The following is a 16,397-nucleotide window of genomic DNA, read 5'->3' as shown; positions in this document are numbered from 1 at the left end:
AATGTGTAAATAAGACCATAACCAATAGTCATAAACAGTTGTGCTGGCGACAATAGCAAGAGTGAACCACCTGATCCCTTCCCGAACTCAGAAGTGAAACCTCTTAGCGCTGATGGTAGTGTGGGGTTACCCATGTGAGAGTAAGTCATCGCCAGCTCATTATTCAAACACCCCCTGGTCATCAGATCAGGGGGTGTTGCTCTATGTGGGAAATATTTCTTTTAATGCTAAAAAGCTGTTCAAACAGAAACAGATGAAAATAACAGCCAAGTGGATTTGAATAATAAGATTAGAGGGCCTTATTGTTATTTTGAAATAAATGCGAATGATAGAGAGCAAAAATTAATAAAAAATTTGATTCACTGGCTTAAGATGTAGAATGATCGTTGGAAAAATTTGGTTTTTATTCTGCTTGTGATTATATGATGAAGGTTATTGTAAATAGCCTTAAAGTTGCTGCTTGAACTGTAAGGCTATTTCTTTAGTGGTTTTCTAAATCAAAAGTTAAAAACCTGAAATACGATTGCTAGCAGTTTTTAGAGCATAAAGGAGTTGCCCAAGTAGTACATCTTTTTCAGCAAGAGTCACAATAATCATGGGGTGCTTGTTTGACGTAATAGAGGTGAGGATCGCTTTACCATTCTCCGCATCTAAGGTAATGGACTGACAGCCTTCCAAATGAATTTCATTCATAAATGCTGCAACCATTGCTAGGATTGAGCTACTTACGGCTGCAAGCTTGGTGCTGTTGTAACTGTCCTTTTTATGAACATGAGCCAGTTCGAAGCCATCAGTGCTACAAAGCATCACATAATTGACACCACGGACATTCATTAGTAAGTCGTGAATTTCATCTTTGGCAAATTGAATTAACTCTTCGGGTGCCGTACGGCTTTGCTCTAGAGTAAACATATCAAACCTCTATTAAAGTTAATTGGCAATATTGGAGTTAATTTCAATGGATGTGATTAACGCTTCTAATAATAAGAGTACATCATCTTTCTTGCGAGCATCGATGAAATATAGTGGTGAAAACAAGTCATTTTGTAATAACCAGTCTTTATAAATCCCAGTAGATTTCGAATTTTCGGAGATGAGATCGGTATGGGTAATGCCGATTGCAATATTGTCAGTGAAATTTTGAAAAGTTTCCAGATAGCTTTCTAGCTCCTGAATAGGATTGTCAGAATGATGATCGATTAGAATGACGGCACCGATTGCACCTTTACTAATTGCGGACCAAATAAAATCGAAGCGACTTTGACCTGGTGTACCATAAAGTCCAATAGTTACATTCTCATCGAGGGTAATTTCACCATAATCAATCCCAACAGTTGTTTCCATTTTGGTATGGCGTTGAGAATCAGTATTAAAAGCTTCTGTATGCAACACTGGAATATCAGACAATGATTTTATCGCTTCTGTCTTTCCAGCCCCCATACCCCCAGCAAATACTATTTTAAACCGTTGTAAAATCATAAAATTTCCTATATCCCCAATTTTTTTCTTAATTTTCCAAAGAAATTTTTGATTACACTTGTTTCTTCGGTGGCTTGAGGTGTTTCTGGTGGATTAAAGTGTTTATCCCAAATGTTGATTTTGGAAAGATTATTTGTTGCGATATTGGCAGCTATGAAGCGTTGGACTGTATCTAACGGCATGTTCAATTGTGAGGCAATTTTAGAGATTTTACCGCCTTGAATAAAACAACTAGAAAGTTGGAAGATAATTTTTCGATCTTTATCTTGGGCTGGTTTAGGCCACATATGAATTTTAAAATGCCCATCTTCTGGTGCAATTTCTTTTAAAAATAAAGGGGAATCCCAAAAAAATTGCCATAACCAGTCACTTAGAATATAAGTTTGTTTTCTTGAGACTTTCATAAAGTTGCTGGTACTGGCTATATCATAGCCAAAACCAGAGTCAGTAAATGCTTGTTCACGTTCAGTATTAAGCCAAGCAATATTTTTTTGAACATCAATAATTGCAATTGTGCCTAAAGTATCGAAAAGATGTAGTTTTGAGTTACGCTCTTTGTCTAGCATCTTACTGAAATATTCGAGTTTATAGGGCGTTTTCTTAGGGTTTATTTCAAAGATAGGCTCATTTGAGTTGTCTAACGCTGCCTTGAGTAGATGCTGTAAAATCCAGTCAGAAAAATTCTGCGGATTAATGATTGGTAGAGATAATGTATTTTCTTGAAGAATATTCTCATTGTTATTATTCTTCGTTATTTTTAGCCAAGGAAAATTACGGCTTTGTATTATTTTTTGAATGCCGTCAGTTTCATAAAAATTTTCATGGATGAATAAGCAATCGATAGTTGGATCTGCTGCTGTACTCCATTTAATTTTATATTCTTGTGGAATGAGATTACGTAGCTGGGTTTTGAGTTCTTCAGAATGATGAATACTTAAACCAGTTATCGCAATATTAAGATATTGCTCTGTCATACTATCTCTACATATCTAACAAGTTAAAACGTTAATTTCAAAACTCCCCCTTTTTTGGACAACTCAGAAAAGGGGGATGATGAATTATGAAAAATCTAAACCTTTCTCATAACTTTTCAGTTCATGACGCGCCATCGCAAGATTTGCCTTAGCACGTTCTAATACGAGGTATAAGAAAAGTTTATCATTACCTTCTAATGGTCGAATAAGATGATATTGTTTGCCAAGGGTAATCAATATGTCTTCAATGGTGTCATTCAAGTTCAGTGCATTTGCAACACGACGCTTAGAACGTACAACCTCAGTATTTCCTGCTGCAGCTAATTCAAGGTCAATATCTCCTCCACCTTGTGTTGCCAATGCCAAACCACTTTCCCCATCAACTAATGCAGCTGCATGGAAACCATCGATATTTGATAATGCTTCTAATGATACTCTAGCCATATTGATTCTCTTATGTTTTTGTTGGATTTTTTTGGTTGATTTAACTTGGAATCAAATCCATTTGATTATATGAACGGCACTAAAATATTATCAACAGAAATTATTTTTAGGACTAAAGTCGAATGACAATTTCAGTAAATTTCAGATTGTTTTACTCGGGATTAGTGTGATTTTAATCACGAAATTTAGATGAAAATATGAAAGAACAGATATATTTAGGTGTCACATTTTGATCTCAATATAAATGTAACAATGTGTAAATTTTATCAAAGAATCAAAAGCAAAAAGAAAATTAATTAGATAAATTGATAAGTAATTGAGACTAAATTATTATTTTTATATAAAAAAAGAGTGTAGTCACGATTCAACCACACTCTCTGGTCATATCTTATGCAAACATTTGAGTTGCAGCGGAATAGAGTACCCATAAAACGGCTAAAGCGACAACTGGTTCTAAAATTTTAGCCCAAGTTGGAACCACAGTTTTTTCAACTTCAGTGACTTGCTCGTGATGCTCTGCAACATTGTTCTGATGAACCATTTGATTAAACTCCTTCATAGTTTCCTCTAATGATAGCTCTTCTTCAGGCATCGGTTTAGATCCTTTGAGTTCTGTTAGCTCACTTGTTGACCAAATCCAGTCAGCTGCTTGTCCAGACAAATGTTCGACTTGTCCTGTAATCAGTTCTCTTAAGCCTTTAATGCCATAATGACCTGTATCATCTAACTGTTTTAATTCGGTGAGCTGTAAAGACAGAACTTCAGTAATGGTATGTTCAAATTCAGTTTTCTTTAACGTGGAATGATTTTGGTCGGAAGTGGTGAGATGGCGAGCAATATCGATAATATAAAGTTGTTCTTGTGACTGAATTTCTTGATAGAGCTTATTTTCATCTGTACGCCATAAGGTAATCAGTTTGGCAAGACTGAGTGTATTAATTTCTTCCAGATGTGCTTTACGCTCACTAGGCTGATATTGATTCAGAAGCTCTGGCTTTTGAATGTGAATTTGCTCTGCAAAATATTGTACTAAGTCAAAAGCCATTATTACTTCCTCTTGTTCTAATCTAATAACCTCAAGCTTGGCTTTTTCTTGGGTTGTTCTTGGTTTTGTTCAGCTTCTGATTTTAAATCATCTTGCTGAATTTGAACATTTTCATATTCATTTGGATCAAAAAATAAGCCTTGCCCATTTTCACGTGCATAGATGCCTAATACTGCATATAGTGGCACATAAATATCACGAGATACACCACCAAAACGTGCAGAGAACGTAATTGCATCGTTACTCATATGGAGTTGGTGTACGGCATGTGGCACGATGTTGAGAACGATCTGCCCATCTTGAATGAATTGTTCAGGTACCATGGTGTTTGGTTGAGTCGCATCGACCAACAAGTGTGGTGTGAGATTGTTATCACAAATCCATTCATAAATAGCACGCGCTAAATAAGGACGGGTAGGGGATAAGTTAGTTTCCTGTTCAGACATTATGGTTTACTCGGTGACGAAGATAAAAACTGGCTATAACGATTTTTTTCCTGCAAGGTCAATGATTTGATAAATGCAGGTCGTTGGAAAATACGTTGACAGTATAAGAGGATTGGGCGGCACAATTTATGTGGTAATTCTATGCCCATAGCATCTAAGCGTAAGAAAATGGGTGCTAACATACAATCTAAAATTGTAAAGTTATCCGACATAAAATAAGGATAGTGCTGGAAGAGTGGCGTGAGAGAAATTAAAGTATCTCTTAATCGCTTCTGTGCCTTGGCTTTATCATTTTTATTGAGGCTGTCTGGATGACGAAGCATAACATCAGCTAACGTCAGCCAATCTTGTTCAAAACGCCAAATATATTGACGCTGTTCGGCACGTGGTGCAGGTGCATCAGCGTATAGTTTATTTTGACGATAGCGGTCATCTAAATATTCTGAAATGATATTGGTGTTAAATAATTTAAGATCATTTTCAATCAACATGGGAAGTTGATGATAAGGGTTTAAGCTCGCCAGATCTTCATCGTCATAATCCAGCAAGATGAGATTAAATTTAATTTGTTTTTCCGCAAGCACATAACGAATCCAATGTGATCGAAAATCATCAGCGTGACTATAAAGTGTAATTCCTTGAAGCGGAGTAGTTTCGGCAGACATATTTCAAGAAACTAGGTGAACTGAATCGGTTAGAATACTAAAAATAGCCAATAAAATCATCTTAACTTTAATATGCTTATACAATCGAACAATCTGGAATAAATCAAAAAATAAGGATGGAGCTATGCAGCTTGTGCTCAGAATCACTCAAACGATCACAATAATTATATTAATGACTTCTATTTCAATCAGTTATGCTAAAAATCAAGATGCAACTGAACAAGTCGATATGGCGCAACAGACTGCTGAATATGCAGCTTGTATGGCAGATGAAGCCTGTGATGTCGCTACATCTATATCAGAGGATGAGATGTATGGCGGCATTCAGCAAGAATATACGGTAAAAAGCTGTAAGGTCACGCTTTATAATGATGGGCCTGTAAAAATGGTCGATGAGAAAACCGACGAGCCGTGTAATGCACCACTGCCCAAAGATCATCAATTTTCAAAATAAACTGAAATATGCAGCTACAGCTATGTAGGGTGGATAAAAACAGAAAGGATTGTCTTAAAACTTGAAAATGAAACATAAAAAAGCCTTGGATAAACCAAGGCTTTTTTTGTCCGATTCGGTAAACGAATTAACGTTTAGAGAATTGAGGACGTTTACGAGCTTTACGTAAACCAAGTTTCTTACGTTCAACTTCACGAGCATCACGAGTAACGAAACCAGCTTGACGAAGAGCAGGTTTTAAAGTTTCGTCAGAAGCGATCAACGCACGAGTAATACCGTGACGGATAGCGCCAGCTTGACCACCGATACCACCACCAGCAACAGTGATGTAAAGGTCATACTTTTCAGTAACGTCAAGAAGCTCTAAAGGTTGACGAACAACCATACGAGCAGTTTCACGACCGAAGTATTGCTCAAGAGTACGGTTGTTAATTACGAGCTTGCCTGTACCAGCTGACAAGAAAACACGTGCAGTTGCGGTCTTACGGCGACCTGTACCATAATTAGTAGCCATGTGCTGTATCCCTTAGATGTCCAAAACTTGTGGCTGTTGAGCAGCGTGTGGATGCTCTGTACCTGCATACACTTTCATTTTCTTGATCATTGCATAACCAAGAGGACCTTTTGGTAACATACCTTTAACAGCTTTTTCTAAAACTGCTTCAGGTTTGTGAGCGATTAACTTTTCAAAGTTAGTCTCACGGATACCACCAGGGAAGCCAGTGTGGCGATAGTATTTTTTATCAAGCGCTTTTTTACCAGTCACTTGAATTTCTTCAGCATTGATTACAACGATATAATCGCCAGTGTCAACGTGAGGAGTATAAGAAGTCTTGTGCTTACCACGTAGACGACGAGCGATTTCAGTCGCAAGGCGACCTAAAGTTTTGCCAGAAGCATCAACAACGTACCAGTCGTGTTGAACTTCAGCAGGCTTAGCGCTGAGAGTTTTCATTAAACCACTACCTATTATAGTTGGTTTGGACTATGGAATCTGTCCAAACAAAAGGAGACGCGATTCTAAACGAATACGTTCAGAATCACAAATGAAAATATAAAATTTCAAGAGCCGTATTTTAAGGTATTTCTCTGCATAAAGGAAGAGATCAAAGTTTATTCTTTTTAAAAAATACAAATCTGCTCATAGGGATATGTAGAGACTTTCGCGTTTGTAAAAACATTAAGAATAGTGAAAGAATTTTAGCCTTTGAAATACAAGCCGCTGACAATATTTGAATACTTAAAGTTTTATACAATAGATTGTTTATTCTTATTTTTGTGATTTAAATTTATCCCTGTGATCAGGTTTTTCAGCCGATTGACAAAAGTATAGGTAGAATTGAACTAAACTCGTTCGAGATAGACGTTTTGTCATTCATCGATCTCGAAATAGACGTTGTATAATGAACAACACGCATTTTCTTTGAGTTACTTATGCTTCCTTTATATGTCACCAGTGGTGAACCTGCTGGAATTGGTCCAGATATTTGCTTGAGCCTCGCAGGACGTATAGATGAGCGCCCTATTGTGGTGCTTGGTGATCTCAATTTATTGCGTGCGCGTGCGGAATGCTTGGGTATTTCTATTGAACTGATTGAGTATTCAGGTCAGGAAAATTCATCGTCTCTTGGTCAGCTTTATGTAGAGCATGTGGCTTTACATCAAACAGTCGTTTTGGGCGAGCTGAATCCTCAAAATTCAGCTTATGTTTTAGAGCAACTTCGTCGCTCAGCAGAGTACGCCATGTCTGGGAAAAGTGTGGGTGTGGCTACGGCGCCTGTACAAAAGTCTGTCATTAATGACGCAGGTATTCACTTTAGTGGACATACGGAGTATTACCAAGAATTTGCTGGGGTTGAGCGTGTGGTGATGATGCTGGCCACCAAAACCTTACGTGTCGCGCTTGCTACTACACATTTACCTTTGAGAGCTGTCCCTGATGCGATTACCAAAGAGCGGCTGCATCAAGTGATTGATATTTTACTGCACGATTTAAAAACTAAATTTAAAATTTCGCACCCCTCTGTATTGGTCTGTGGATTGAATCCGCATGCGGGGGAGGACGGTTATTTGGGTATGGAAGAAATAGAGGTAATTAATCCTGTGTTGGAAAGCTATCGTGCTCAAGGCATAAATATGAGCCTGAGTTTGCCTGCCGACACCTTATTTACCCCTGAAAACTTAAAAGATGCTGATGCTGTTTTGGCGATGTATCACGATCAGGGCTTACCTGTGTTAAAATCGCAAGGGTTTGGTGAAGCCATTAATATTACTTTGGGCTTGCCGTTTATTCGCACCTCAGTCGATCATGGCACAGCTCTCTCCCTCGCAGGCACGGGTCTTGCGAAAAGCTCAAGCTTACAGGTCGCTGTTGATTTAGCGTTAGAATTAGCTCGTCACTAATGTTCAGTGATTAACTCACGTTGGAAAATTTTATGTATCAAATTAATGCCTTAAACCCTAAAGATGAAGGGCACCATACGCGTAAGCGTTTTGGGCAAAACTTCTTACATGACCAACGTGTGATTGCCAAGATTGTACGTTCAGTTGCACCCCGTTCAGGGGATAACATTGTAGAAATTGGGCCCGGTTTGGCGGCATTAACCTCTCCGTTGATTGGCGAGTGTGATGCACTCACGGTTGTTGAGTTAGACCGCGATTTGGCAGCAGGTTTGCCAGGGCGTGTGCCACATCCTGAACGTTTAACCATTATTGAAACTGATGCACTGAAATACGATTTCACCAACTTATTTGAAGAGGGGCGTCCTTTGCGTGTTGTGGGTAATTTGCCGTATAACATCTCGACGCCACTTTTGTTCCACCTCTTGGAGTTTGGTGACAAAGTTAAAGACATGCACTTTATGCTACAAAAAGAAGTGGTTGACCGTATTACGGCTTCGCCAAATAGCAAAGAGTATGGTCGTTTGTCGGTCATGATTCAGTATTTCTGTAAACCTACATTCTTGTTTGAAGTGCCACCGGGCTCATTTAACCCACCACCAAAAGTAACGTCTGCTGTGTTCCGTTTAGAGCCATATGCGGTTAAGCCGATTATTGCCAAAGATGAAAAGGCATTGGCACGTTTGGTATCACATGTCTTTACGCAGCGTCGAAAAACTTTACGTAACAGCTTAAAAGGTATGTTACGTGAAGATAGTTTTGAACAAACAGGGATTGATCCAATGGCACGTCCTGAAACGTTAAGTTTGGCTCAATTCGTGGCTCTAGCAGATCAAATGGTGTAATTATCATGCCACGTTACAATTATGTGATTGGTGATGTACAAGGCTGTTTTGAAGCCTTAAAGGCATTATTGAAATCAATTCAGTTTGACCCCGACCAAGACTTTATCTGGTTTGCAGGCGACTTGGTGGCGCGTGGCGAAAACTCAATTGGGGCATTACGTTTTATCAAAAAACTGGTGGAACGCGGTTCTGCTGCAACAGTATTGGGTAATCATGACCTAACACTTTTGGCATGTGCACGCGGCTTGAAATCGGTAAAAGAGAAAGACCGTACCCGAGATGTAATTGATGCCATTGATAGTGATGATTTGATTGATTGGTTACGCAAGCAACCACTTTGCTTGTTTCCGAATGAACAGACCATTTTGACTCATGCGGGTATTCCATGTATTTGGACAGCTGAACAAACGGCTACTTTGGCGAAAGAGGTCGAAGCCGTAATTGGTCATGAAGACTTTGCGGTGATGGATGCTTTTTTACAAGAGATGTATGGCACGTATCCCGATGTGTGGTCGGATGAGTTAACAGGACATGCACGCTTACGTTGCATTACTAATTATCTGACGCGGATGCGTTTAAGCAATGCAGAAGGTCGTTTGGAATTTAGCTTTAAAGATGCACTTGAAGATCCAATGCCTGCGGGATATTTGCCTTGGTTTGAATTTGAGTCGAAAGCGGCAGAAACCCATCAAGTGATTTTTGGTCATTGGGCTGCTTTACAAGGTAGAACCATTAACCCGCATATCCAAAATGTAGATGGTGGGTGTGTTTGGGGCAATCAATTATTGGCGTATCGTCTGGAAGACCAACAAATTTTTGCAGTCGATAATCCAGTGATGAATTGAAAAAAAAGCCACAATTTTGTGGCTTTTTTTTAGCTTTATTGGATTCTCATTCAATATAGTGTGTGGGACCAGACTGATCATCAATGTGTTGTCAGATACCCTAATGTTTTGTGCAAAAATAGCATTCAAATTTTATTGAATTTTTATCGTTTTTTAGTGGTTTCACGGTTTTTAGGCATTATGCAGGATTGAGCTAACTGCTCAATCCATTTTTAATAAGTGCTTATTCAATTCGTAGCCAAGTTTGGTTACGTCCTAAAGCGGAAACACCCAAATAGGCACGAAGGGATAGGCGTTTACCAGTCGAATTAAGTTTCATTTTGGCATCGTAAAATTTACCTGAAAGAGGATCAATCACACGTCCTTTTTCGTAATTGTTCGTGCCTTCCACATATTTTAATCCCTTTAAGATTTCCATACCTAAGATCGGCTGGTTTGTATATGGGGCAGGGCAATTGTTGCAACGTTCACGAGGGGTATAGCCCGGTCGAGGGGTAATTTTGGTGATTTTCCCCGTATAGGTATTGTTTGATTCTTTACGAATTTCAATCACTGCCTTGGGTGAACCTGTTTTATCGTCAATTTGTTGCCAAGTACCTGAGATATCTTGTGCTAGAGCAGCAGTACTTGCGATGACTAAACCTGTGAAGATGCTTAAAGAGATGATTTTTTTCATGTATTCCCTGTTGATGTAAAAACCTTATACATTGTTATATCGCTGGGATATGGCTGCTCACTTTATCGTGTATCCCAATGAAAATGTTAAGATTTGGTAAACTACGGAGTCAATTTACTTGAAACTTTAAAAGGATTCTTTTCGCCATAAAAAAAACCGCCTATTTGGCGGTTTAATCTTGTGTGATTTCTTATTCTTGACGAATCCAAGTTTGGCTACGTCCGAGTGCAGAGACTCCAATATATCCACGAAGGGTTAAACGTTTACCATTCGCACTCATTTTGGCTTTGGTGCTGTAAATTTTGCCAGAAAGTGGGTCAATAATTTTACCACCAGAATAATTTAAACCTTCTTCATGCTTTAACCCTTTGAGGACATCCATCCCTAAAATAGGCTTATTGGTATAAGGGGCTGGACAATCAATACAGATGTCTTTTGGTGTATAACCTGGGCGTGGGGTCACTTTTACAACTTTGGCTGTAAACGTGCCATTCGATTCCTGACGGATTTCTAAGACGGCTTTAGAAGATCCTGTTTTATCATCAATGTTTTTCCATGTTCCTGAAATATCTTCCGCAAAAGCCATGCTACTAAAAGCAGATAAAACAAGTGCGCTGATAAATTTAGCTTTCCCCATCATAAATTCCTTTTTGCTGACTTAATCGACTAAACAAAATCTATCTTAGGGATGTTTTCTGCACAAAACAACCTTTGGAATGTTCTGTTGGTCACATATTTTGCAGGTAAAGTATGAAAATTGGCAGCCAAATTGCGGTGAAAACTGCATTTACGGCCATACCAAATGCTGCATAGCGTCCTGCAACACTGCCTCGCTGCCAAGCCTGAGCTGTGCCAATGGCATGTGCGGCAAGACCTAGCGCCAGTCCTGAGGCTCGCTCATCATTAATATGGCGTAAGATCAGAGGAGAAAATGCCGCGCCAATGACACCAGATAAAATGACAATCAGAATGACTAGCGTGACTGGTGCGTGCAACAAAGTTGCAATATTGATGGCAATCGGTGTGGTTACCGCGCGGGTGGCGAAAGCCATAATGGTTGAATCCGCCATATGAAATAGATACGCCAAGCCCATGGGTAGTGCAACAGCACTAATGCTTGCAAAAACCAAAATACCAATGATGGCTTTGGGAGGTAAATCATCATAACGCATAGCAGCTAAAGGAATAGCGAGTGCAACAGTGACGTAACCCAGTAAGTGGCTAAAGATGGCATTGGTTTGCTGCATATAGGATTCGTAAGGAATACTGAATAAAAACAGCAACCCGATAACAAAAAACATGCCGATGACAATCACGGGAATTTGTGGAATTTTTTTATTAATTGGCTTAGCACATAGATAGGCAATCAGTGTAATGAGAAATCCAGACAGAATTGAGAACATGTGATTTTCCTATAGCCAGTGCTTTGCCATTTTGGCGTAAATCCAGAGTGGAATGAGGGTACTCACCACCAAAACCATCACAAATAAAGGAATTTCACTGCCCATATGAACCAGCATTAGTAATGAGCCAGCACTAATCGGTAAAAAGGCAAAGGCACTTTCTTTCATGATTTTATTATTGGTATCGACCAGCCGTGCAGGGACTTTACAGAACTTACGCCAGATCAAAAGCAGAATCAGCAAGCTAATTAATCCAATTAGATTACCCAATTCAGGATGATTGAACTGAGCCATGACCCAGACAGCACTTTCTCGGAACCCAATAATCAGAAAAAGTGTACCTATCCATGCTGGCCAATCAATGCTTTTTATCCAATCCATGATTTGTCATTACATTAAAAAATTTTACTTATCACGTTTTAACCGATTTAAGGTTTGATTTCAAACTCCTCTAGCGTTCTCTCGAACAGTGCTGCTTTCTCTCCGAGAATTTGATCGAGGGGTAAATGTGCCTGACGAATCAATTGTTCCAATTTTGCAGGGGCAATTTTAACGTTCAGATGTAGATTGCCTTCATCATCATAATGTTCGGATTGAATCACATTGAGCGTATAGAGCTGGGTTCGGAATTTGCCATAAGCAGGTTTCAGTGTCAGATCAAAGTTTTGAATTTGTCCCATCAGACATTCATGCACCGCTTGTTGTAGCAGCTCGATGCCTTGTCCTGTATGGGCTGAGACATAAACGCGTTCTGGGCAGTTAGGTTGGCTGTAGACAATTTTTGCATCTTCAGCGCTTTGGTCAATTTTGTTGTACACGCGAAGTACAGGTACATTAGCCCCAATTTCTTTGAGGACTTTTTCAACCGCTTCAATTTGTTCCAACATTTCTGGACTACTTGAATCAATCACATGAAGTAACAAGGTGGCTTCTAGTGTTTCCTCTAATGTGGCTTTAAATGATTCGACTAAAGAATGAGAGAGATTCCGTACAAAACCAACGGTATCCGCCAAGACTACGGTGCCAATGCCTTCCCATGAAAGTCGGCGTAAGGTTGGATCTAAGGTGGCAAATAGTTGGTCAGCCGCATAAACATCGCTATTGGCTAAGACATTAAAAAGGGTGGATTTGCCTGCATTGGTATACCCAACCAAGGATACTGTAGGAACAGCAGCTTTTTGACGTGCAACGCGACCTTGTAGACGGGTTTGTCGAACTTTATCGAGTTTGGCTTTGAGTTGCCCCATGCGAATTTTTAATAAGCGACGATCCGTTTCGAGCAAGGTTTCACCAGGACCACGCAAACCAATTCCGCCTTTTTGACTGTCTAGTGTTCCACGACTACGAATTAAACGGGAGGATAAGTGCTGTAATTGAGCCAATTCAACTTGTAGCTTACCTTCAAAGGTACGCGCGCGTTGAGCGAAAATATCCAGAATTAATTCATTCCGATCGACCACTCGGCATTTGAGGATGTATTCGAGATTACGGGCTTGTGCAGGCGTTAATGCATGGTCAAAAATGACTAAGTCGGCTTCATATTCTGCAACCAGTTCAGCAATTTCTTCGGCTTTGCCTGAGCCAATAAAAAGTTTGGCATCGGGTTTAATACGCTGTGCTTGTATGTGTGCCAAGATTTCAGCACCAGCCGATTGAGCCAGCAAATTGAATTCTTCGGCATCAAGATTTTCCAGCATTTGCACCGAAACGCTGACGAGAATAATGCGTTCACCACCTTGATGTCGTTTAAAATTTGCCACTCAGCCATTTCTCCACTTTAAAATTCTATTCTAGTGGAAAAAGGGCTGAGATGCTTGAGATTCGTTGATTTATAACGTAGCAGCGAATAATTTTGCAAACAGAATGATGGCAGCAAAATACAGAATACTAAAGCCGATGACCACTTGTAGTGTATGTAACCAGTGGTGAGATGGCTTGGATTTTTGAGGTGGTGTATGGGTTCGCATCTGTCACACCTATTCATTTTAATGCTTATAAAACCATCATAATGAAGTTGTCATTTGAATTAAAATTGGATTTTGTAATGTCCATATTCGGTTTTTATAATCAATGCATGTGAAGAATGAACAGTATAGAATGAAGCAAAGTTCATCAAATACTCACAAGGTTTTGCTGGTTAGTCAAAATATATGAAAGAAAATTCAGCTGCTCAAACGTCTTCATTGAATCCAATTTCCAAGCTGTTCTTGTATGGTCGAAAGCTCAGTGCAGGCTTAGGTGTGGTTTCGGAAGGATTTTATCTGGTTGCTCGTCATGGTTTATATAAAGACCCGAACAATGCCAATAATACCCGCTATGTTCAGTATTTTTGCCGTCAATTGTGCAAGGTGTTTAATCTTGATGTTGAAGTGCATGGCACGATTCCGCGTGAACCTGCCTTGTGGGTCAGTAATCATATTTCTTGGCTCGATATTGCTGTATTAGGTTCTGGGGCGCGGGTCTTCTTTTTGGCCAAGGCTGAAATTGAAAAATGGCCTGTATTTGGCAAGCTGGCAAAAGCGGGCGGAACTTTGTTCATTAAACGGGGTTCGGGTGATTCAATCAAAATTCGTGAACAGATTTCCGATTTTCTTAAACAAGATATTCCCGTATTGTTTTTTCCTGAAGCAACCACTTCTGATGGCACACGGATTAAAAAAGTACATGGACGAATTTTAGGGGCAGCCATTGAAGCTCAGCGACCTGTTCAGATCTGTGTGATCTGTTATGTAAATCAGCAGGGTGAGCTAGATATGGTGGCGCCGTTTATTGGCGAAACCAGCTTTGTTGATCATATTAAGAATGTGTTAGAAATGCCGAAAGTGACTGCACATTTGTTGACTTTGCCGATGGTTCATACCGCGGGGCATACGGTTGAAAGTTTAACCGCGATGGTACAAAGTGAAATGAATGTGGGTCTAGCGCAGTTACATCAACGGGTTTTACATTCGGTGCAGCCATCTTCAAACCGTGCTTTGATTTAAGCATGGTTTGAAGTTATCGCATATTACATCAAGCCTTCTACAGGTAACCAAGAAATAAATTTGACACCTGCTTTGTGCCACCACTTCATTTTGGGTTCTGTGGTGTAAGTTTTGATATTTCCATTGGGGTGTGTCAGTTGCCAATTAATTTTATTATTGGCATCTAAAACCAGCTTATAGGCATATTTGGACAGATTCTGGTCCATGGTTTCATGTACTGCTTTGGCCAAAGGCGGACTATTTAAAATCACCCCAATCTCGGTATTGAGATACGCTGAGCGTGGATCAAAATTAAAAGAACCAATAAACACTTGGCTTTCATCAATCGCTAACATTTTGGCATGTAAGCTAGAATGACTGAGTCCTCTTAAACTGATTTTGGCTTTTTTAGAAAGCTCTTCAGTATTGTGATACCAGTTTTCTTGTTCAGGGGCTGCCAGAAACTCATACATTTGCACGCCGTTTTCTAAAAGGTCTTGGCGATACTTGCCATAGAAGGCATGCACCAAAGCGACGTCATTGGCAATGAAGGAATTGGTCAATACGCGAACCTGAACCCCTTTTTGCGAGATTTTTTCGAGAACATCAGCACCTTTCTTTTCAGGGACAAAATAAGCGGAAACAATATCTAAACTGGAGTTTGGTGTTTCTAAATACGAAATGAGTTGATGATTTAAGTAATCTTCTGGTGCAGCTTTATCGCGTGTTTTATTGGGAGAATCTTTCACGACTTTGGCTTTGACCCAGTCAAACTGAATATTGTGATCTAACCATTGCTCAAAAGCTTGTGAGCGATTGGCTAAATCGAGGTAATTTTGTACCGTAGTATCGGCATAGTGTTCGGTGACTTGTTGCTTCAAACCTTCATAGCGTAAGGTGTATTTTTGAGGATCAACAATTTGATTGACTGGATAGGCATAAGCATCATTCCAGTATTCATTGAAAGATGACGCAATTTCATCTGCTGCCGTGCCGACCAACATGACATCGACATCAGAAAACTGATAATGATCACTGACATTATAGTATTGATTACTCATATTCCGTCCGCCAATCAGGGCAATCTGATTGTCGGCAATAAAGCTTTTATTATGCATGCGTCGATTGACACGTTTTAAATCCAGCAAGATATCCATGGCACGGAAGTTACGGAAACCATAAGGATTGTACAGTTTGACATCGATATTACGGTGCTGTGCCAGTGCTAAATAAATGCCTTCCATTTTGCTTGCGTTATTGTCATCAATTAGCATGCGAACTTTGACGCCACGATCGGCAGCTTGAATAATCGCATGCAAAGCAATTGCACCAATTTTATCGTTGTCCCAAATATAATATTGTAAATCTAGCGTTTTTTCGGCACGTTCAATGAGGTGAATCCGTGCAGCCAAAGCCTCCAGCGGGTCATTCAGGACATGGAAACCGGTTAAATTAGGATTTTGTTCACGGAGTGGATCAATAATTTGGGCTAATGATGTATGAGAAGTGTCAATATCAAATGAATTGACGACGGGTTGTGGCGTATATTGAGGGAGAGTCGAGCAAGCAGGCAAGCCAAATAATAAACTGCTACAAAGTAAAATTACTGCCTTAGATGGGGTCTTCTTTTTAACGACAGACAACTGACGTTGCACGACGTGATTGTTCGGGTCTATTATACTCATCACACTATTATGATCGCTAGATTTGGTTTGAGTATAATTGTCAGCTATGAAAAGATAAATAAAAATAGAGAAT

General features: G+C 39.6%; 21 protein-coding genes and 1 rRNA gene. 6 read left to right on the top strand and 16 right to left on the bottom strand.

Translation table 11 applies throughout. The features are described 5' to 3' along the window. Positions 1 to 42 precede the first annotated feature (42 nt). A 5S ribosomal RNA gene (rrf, locus tag E0H87_RS09260) occupies positions 43 to 157 on the top strand. A gap of 347 nt (positions 158 to 504) precedes the next feature. On the opposite strand, the gene E0H87_RS09255 is transcribed toward rrf, so the two are convergent. From E0H87_RS09255 to E0H87_RS09225, 7 genes are all read right to left on the bottom strand, one after another. Next, positions 505 to 912, bottom strand: coding sequence for a roadblock/LC7 domain-containing protein (locus E0H87_RS09255; protein WP_131323311.1), 408 nt, complete (start codon positions 910 to 912; stop codon positions 505 to 507). An 18-nt stretch (positions 913 to 930) separates the two neighbouring features. Beyond that, positions 931 to 1,479 (bottom strand): GTP-binding protein, encoded by a 549-nt coding sequence (locus E0H87_RS09250; protein ID WP_131323310.1) that lies wholly within the window; start codon positions 1,477 to 1,479, stop codon positions 931 to 933. A gap of 8 nt (positions 1,480 to 1,487) precedes the next feature. Beyond that, a complete protein-coding gene (locus E0H87_RS09245) occupies positions 1,488 to 2,453 on the bottom strand; it encodes a hypothetical protein (protein ID WP_131323309.1) in 966 nt (321 codons plus the stop codon). An 84-nt stretch (positions 2,454 to 2,537) separates the two neighbouring features. Continuing rightward, complete coding sequence (locus tag E0H87_RS09240; RefSeq protein WP_131323308.1) at positions 2,538 to 2,897, bottom strand: roadblock/LC7 domain-containing protein; 360 nt, start codon at positions 2,895 to 2,897, stop codon at positions 2,538 to 2,540. Between the two features lie 388 nt (positions 2,898 to 3,285). After that, a complete protein-coding gene (locus tag E0H87_RS09235; RefSeq protein WP_131323307.1) occupies positions 3,286 to 3,942 on the bottom strand; it encodes a hypothetical protein in 657 nt (218 codons plus the stop codon). Between the two features lie 17 nt (positions 3,943 to 3,959). Then, the gene (locus E0H87_RS09230) at positions 3,960 to 4,388 is read right to left on the bottom strand and encodes a ClpXP protease specificity-enhancing factor (RefSeq protein WP_131323306.1); all 429 of its coding nucleotides are present in this window, start codon (positions 4,386 to 4,388) and stop codon (positions 3,960 to 3,962) included. Next, positions 4,388 to 5,053 carry a glutathione S-transferase N-terminal domain-containing protein gene (locus tag E0H87_RS09225; RefSeq protein ID WP_131323305.1) on the bottom strand — a complete coding sequence of 222 codons (666 nt, stop codon included), beginning with the start codon at positions 5,051 to 5,053 and terminating at the stop codon, positions 4,388 to 4,390. The genes E0H87_RS09230 and E0H87_RS09225 overlap by 1 nt, the downstream gene beginning before the upstream one ends. 124 nt (positions 5,054 to 5,177) lie before the next feature. On the opposite strand from E0H87_RS09225, the gene E0H87_RS16350 reads away from it, so the two are divergent. Next, the gene (locus E0H87_RS16350) at positions 5,178 to 5,507 is read left to right on the top strand and encodes a hypothetical protein (protein WP_131323304.1); all 330 of its coding nucleotides are present in this window, start codon (positions 5,178 to 5,180) and stop codon (positions 5,505 to 5,507) included. A gap of 127 nt (positions 5,508 to 5,634) precedes the next feature. Here the strand turns inward: E0H87_RS16350 and rpsI are convergent, their stop codons facing one another. Further along, entirely contained in the window at positions 5,635 to 6,021 is a 387-nt protein-coding gene (gene rpsI / locus E0H87_RS09215; RefSeq protein ID WP_004829853.1) for a 30S ribosomal protein S9, read from the bottom strand. A gap of 12 nt (positions 6,022 to 6,033) precedes the next feature. Next, on the bottom strand, positions 6,034 to 6,462 hold the full coding sequence (gene rplM / locus E0H87_RS09210; protein ID WP_004695096.1) for a 50S ribosomal protein L13: 429 nt from the start codon (positions 6,460 to 6,462) through the stop codon (positions 6,034 to 6,036). A gap of 479 nt (positions 6,463 to 6,941) precedes the next feature. On the opposite strand from rplM, the gene pdxA reads away from it, so the two are divergent. The 3 genes from pdxA to E0H87_RS09195 are packed head-to-tail and all read left to right on the top strand — an operon-like array spanning position 6,942 to position 9,597. Next, complete coding sequence (pdxA, locus tag E0H87_RS09205; RefSeq protein WP_131323303.1) at positions 6,942 to 7,910, top strand: 4-hydroxythreonine-4-phosphate dehydrogenase PdxA; 969 nt, start codon at positions 6,942 to 6,944, stop codon at positions 7,908 to 7,910. A 32-nt stretch (positions 7,911 to 7,942) separates the two neighbouring features. Further along, positions 7,943 to 8,752, top strand: coding sequence for a 16S rRNA (adenine(1518)-N(6)/adenine(1519)-N(6))-dimethyltransferase RsmA (gene rsmA / locus E0H87_RS09200; RefSeq protein ID WP_131323302.1), 810 nt, complete (start codon positions 7,943 to 7,945; stop codon positions 8,750 to 8,752). Positions 8,753 to 8,757: 5 nt separating this feature from the next. After that, positions 8,758 to 9,597 (top strand): symmetrical bis(5'-nucleosyl)-tetraphosphatase, encoded by an 840-nt coding sequence (locus E0H87_RS09195; protein WP_413773117.1) that lies wholly within the window; start codon positions 8,758 to 8,760, stop codon positions 9,595 to 9,597. 223 nt (positions 9,598 to 9,820) lie between these two features. On the opposite strand, the gene E0H87_RS09190 is transcribed toward E0H87_RS09195, so the two are convergent. The 6 genes from E0H87_RS09190 to E0H87_RS16065 all read right to left on the bottom strand — a co-directional run bounded on the left by E0H87_RS09190 (position 9,821) and on the right by E0H87_RS16065 (position 13,643). Beyond that, the gene (locus E0H87_RS09190; protein WP_131323300.1) at positions 9,821 to 10,273 is read right to left on the bottom strand and encodes a DUF2147 domain-containing protein; all 453 of its coding nucleotides are present in this window, start codon (positions 10,271 to 10,273) and stop codon (positions 9,821 to 9,823) included. 190 nt (positions 10,274 to 10,463) lie between these two features. Then, entirely contained in the window at positions 10,464 to 10,913 is a 450-nt protein-coding gene (locus tag E0H87_RS09185; RefSeq protein ID WP_131323299.1) for a DUF2147 domain-containing protein, read from the bottom strand. Between the two features lie 88 nt (positions 10,914 to 11,001). Continuing rightward, positions 11,002 to 11,676, bottom strand: coding sequence for an LrgB family protein (locus E0H87_RS09180; RefSeq protein WP_131323298.1), 675 nt, complete (start codon positions 11,674 to 11,676; stop codon positions 11,002 to 11,004). 9 nt (positions 11,677 to 11,685) lie between these two features. Next, positions 11,686 to 12,057 carry a hypothetical protein gene (locus tag E0H87_RS09175; RefSeq protein WP_131323297.1) on the bottom strand — a complete coding sequence of 124 codons (372 nt, stop codon included), beginning with the start codon at positions 12,055 to 12,057 and terminating at the stop codon, positions 11,686 to 11,688. Between the two features lie 47 nt (positions 12,058 to 12,104). Then, positions 12,105 to 13,436 carry a ribosome rescue GTPase HflX gene (hflX, locus tag E0H87_RS09170; protein WP_131323296.1) on the bottom strand — a complete coding sequence of 444 codons (1,332 nt, stop codon included), beginning with the start codon at positions 13,434 to 13,436 and terminating at the stop codon, positions 12,105 to 12,107. 69 nt (positions 13,437 to 13,505) lie between these two features. Further along, positions 13,506 to 13,643, bottom strand: coding sequence for a hypothetical protein (locus E0H87_RS16065; RefSeq protein ID WP_165493952.1), 138 nt, complete (start codon positions 13,641 to 13,643; stop codon positions 13,506 to 13,508). Positions 13,644 to 13,826: 183 nt separating this feature from the next. Between E0H87_RS16065 and E0H87_RS09165 the strand changes: the two genes are divergently transcribed. Beyond that, positions 13,827 to 14,660, top strand: coding sequence for a lysophospholipid acyltransferase family protein (locus E0H87_RS09165; RefSeq protein WP_131323295.1), 834 nt, complete (start codon positions 13,827 to 13,829; stop codon positions 14,658 to 14,660). Positions 14,661 to 14,683: 23 nt separating this feature from the next. Here the strand turns inward: E0H87_RS09165 and E0H87_RS09160 are convergent, their stop codons facing one another. Further along, complete coding sequence (locus E0H87_RS09160) at positions 14,684 to 16,282, bottom strand: phospholipase D family protein (protein WP_413773120.1); 1,599 nt, start codon at positions 16,280 to 16,282, stop codon at positions 14,684 to 14,686. Positions 16,283 to 16,397: the final 115 nt, after the last annotated feature.

The sequence above is a fragment of the Acinetobacter sp. ANC 4178 genome, from assembly GCF_004331175.1.
GTDB lineage: Bacteria > Pseudomonadota > Gammaproteobacteria > Pseudomonadales > Moraxellaceae > Acinetobacter.
Note: the sequence above shows the minus strand (reverse complement) of the source record. Positions and strands in the feature narration are given on the sequence as shown.

Excerpts from the sequence above, each read along its gene's own strand:
- E0H87_RS09255 (WP_131323311.1), bottom strand. The coding sequence starts at position 912 with ATGTTTACTCTAGAGCAAAGCCGTACGGCACCCGAAGAGTTAATTCAA.
- E0H87_RS09250 (WP_131323310.1), bottom strand. The coding sequence starts at position 1,479 with ATGATTTTACAACGGTTTAAAATAGTATTTGCTGGGGGTATGGGGGCT.
- E0H87_RS09245 (WP_131323309.1), bottom strand. The coding sequence starts at position 2,453 with ATGACAGAGCAATATCTTAATATTGCGATAACTGGTTTAAGTATTCAT.
- E0H87_RS09240 (WP_131323308.1), bottom strand. The coding sequence starts at position 2,897 with ATGGCTAGAGTATCATTAGAAGCATTATCAAATATCGATGGTTTCCAT.
- E0H87_RS09235 (WP_131323307.1), bottom strand. The coding sequence starts at position 3,942 with ATGGCTTTTGACTTAGTACAATATTTTGCAGAGCAAATTCACATTCAA.
- E0H87_RS09230 (WP_131323306.1), bottom strand. The coding sequence starts at position 4,388 with ATGTCTGAACAGGAAACTAACTTATCCCCTACCCGTCCTTATTTAGCG.
- E0H87_RS09225 (WP_131323305.1), bottom strand. The coding sequence starts at position 5,053 with ATGTCTGCCGAAACTACTCCGCTTCAAGGAATTACACTTTATAGTCAC.
- E0H87_RS16350 (WP_131323304.1), top strand. The coding sequence starts at position 5,178 with ATGCAGCTTGTGCTCAGAATCACTCAAACGATCACAATAATTATATTA.
- rpsI (WP_004829853.1), bottom strand. The coding sequence starts at position 6,021 with ATGGCTACTAATTATGGTACAGGTCGCCGTAAGACCGCAACTGCACGT.
- rplM (WP_004695096.1), bottom strand. The coding sequence starts at position 6,462 with ATGAAAACTCTCAGCGCTAAGCCTGCTGAAGTTCAACACGACTGGTAC.
- pdxA (WP_131323303.1), top strand. The coding sequence starts at position 6,942 with ATGCTTCCTTTATATGTCACCAGTGGTGAACCTGCTGGAATTGGTCCA.
- rsmA (WP_131323302.1), top strand. The coding sequence starts at position 7,943 with ATGTATCAAATTAATGCCTTAAACCCTAAAGATGAAGGGCACCATACG.
- E0H87_RS09195 (WP_413773117.1), top strand. The coding sequence starts at position 8,758 with ATGCCACGTTACAATTATGTGATTGGTGATGTACAAGGCTGTTTTGAA.
- E0H87_RS09190 (WP_131323300.1), bottom strand. The coding sequence starts at position 10,273 with ATGAAAAAAATCATCTCTTTAAGCATCTTCACAGGTTTAGTCATCGCA.
- E0H87_RS09185 (WP_131323299.1), bottom strand. The coding sequence starts at position 10,913 with ATGATGGGGAAAGCTAAATTTATCAGCGCACTTGTTTTATCTGCTTTT.
- E0H87_RS09180 (WP_131323298.1), bottom strand. The coding sequence starts at position 11,676 with ATGTTCTCAATTCTGTCTGGATTTCTCATTACACTGATTGCCTATCTA.
- E0H87_RS09175 (WP_131323297.1), bottom strand. The coding sequence starts at position 12,057 with ATGGATTGGATAAAAAGCATTGATTGGCCAGCATGGATAGGTACACTT.
- E0H87_RS16065 (WP_165493952.1), bottom strand. The coding sequence starts at position 13,643 with ATGCGAACCCATACACCACCTCAAAAATCCAAGCCATCTCACCACTGG.
- E0H87_RS09165 (WP_131323295.1), top strand. The coding sequence starts at position 13,827 with ATGAAAGAAAATTCAGCTGCTCAAACGTCTTCATTGAATCCAATTTCC.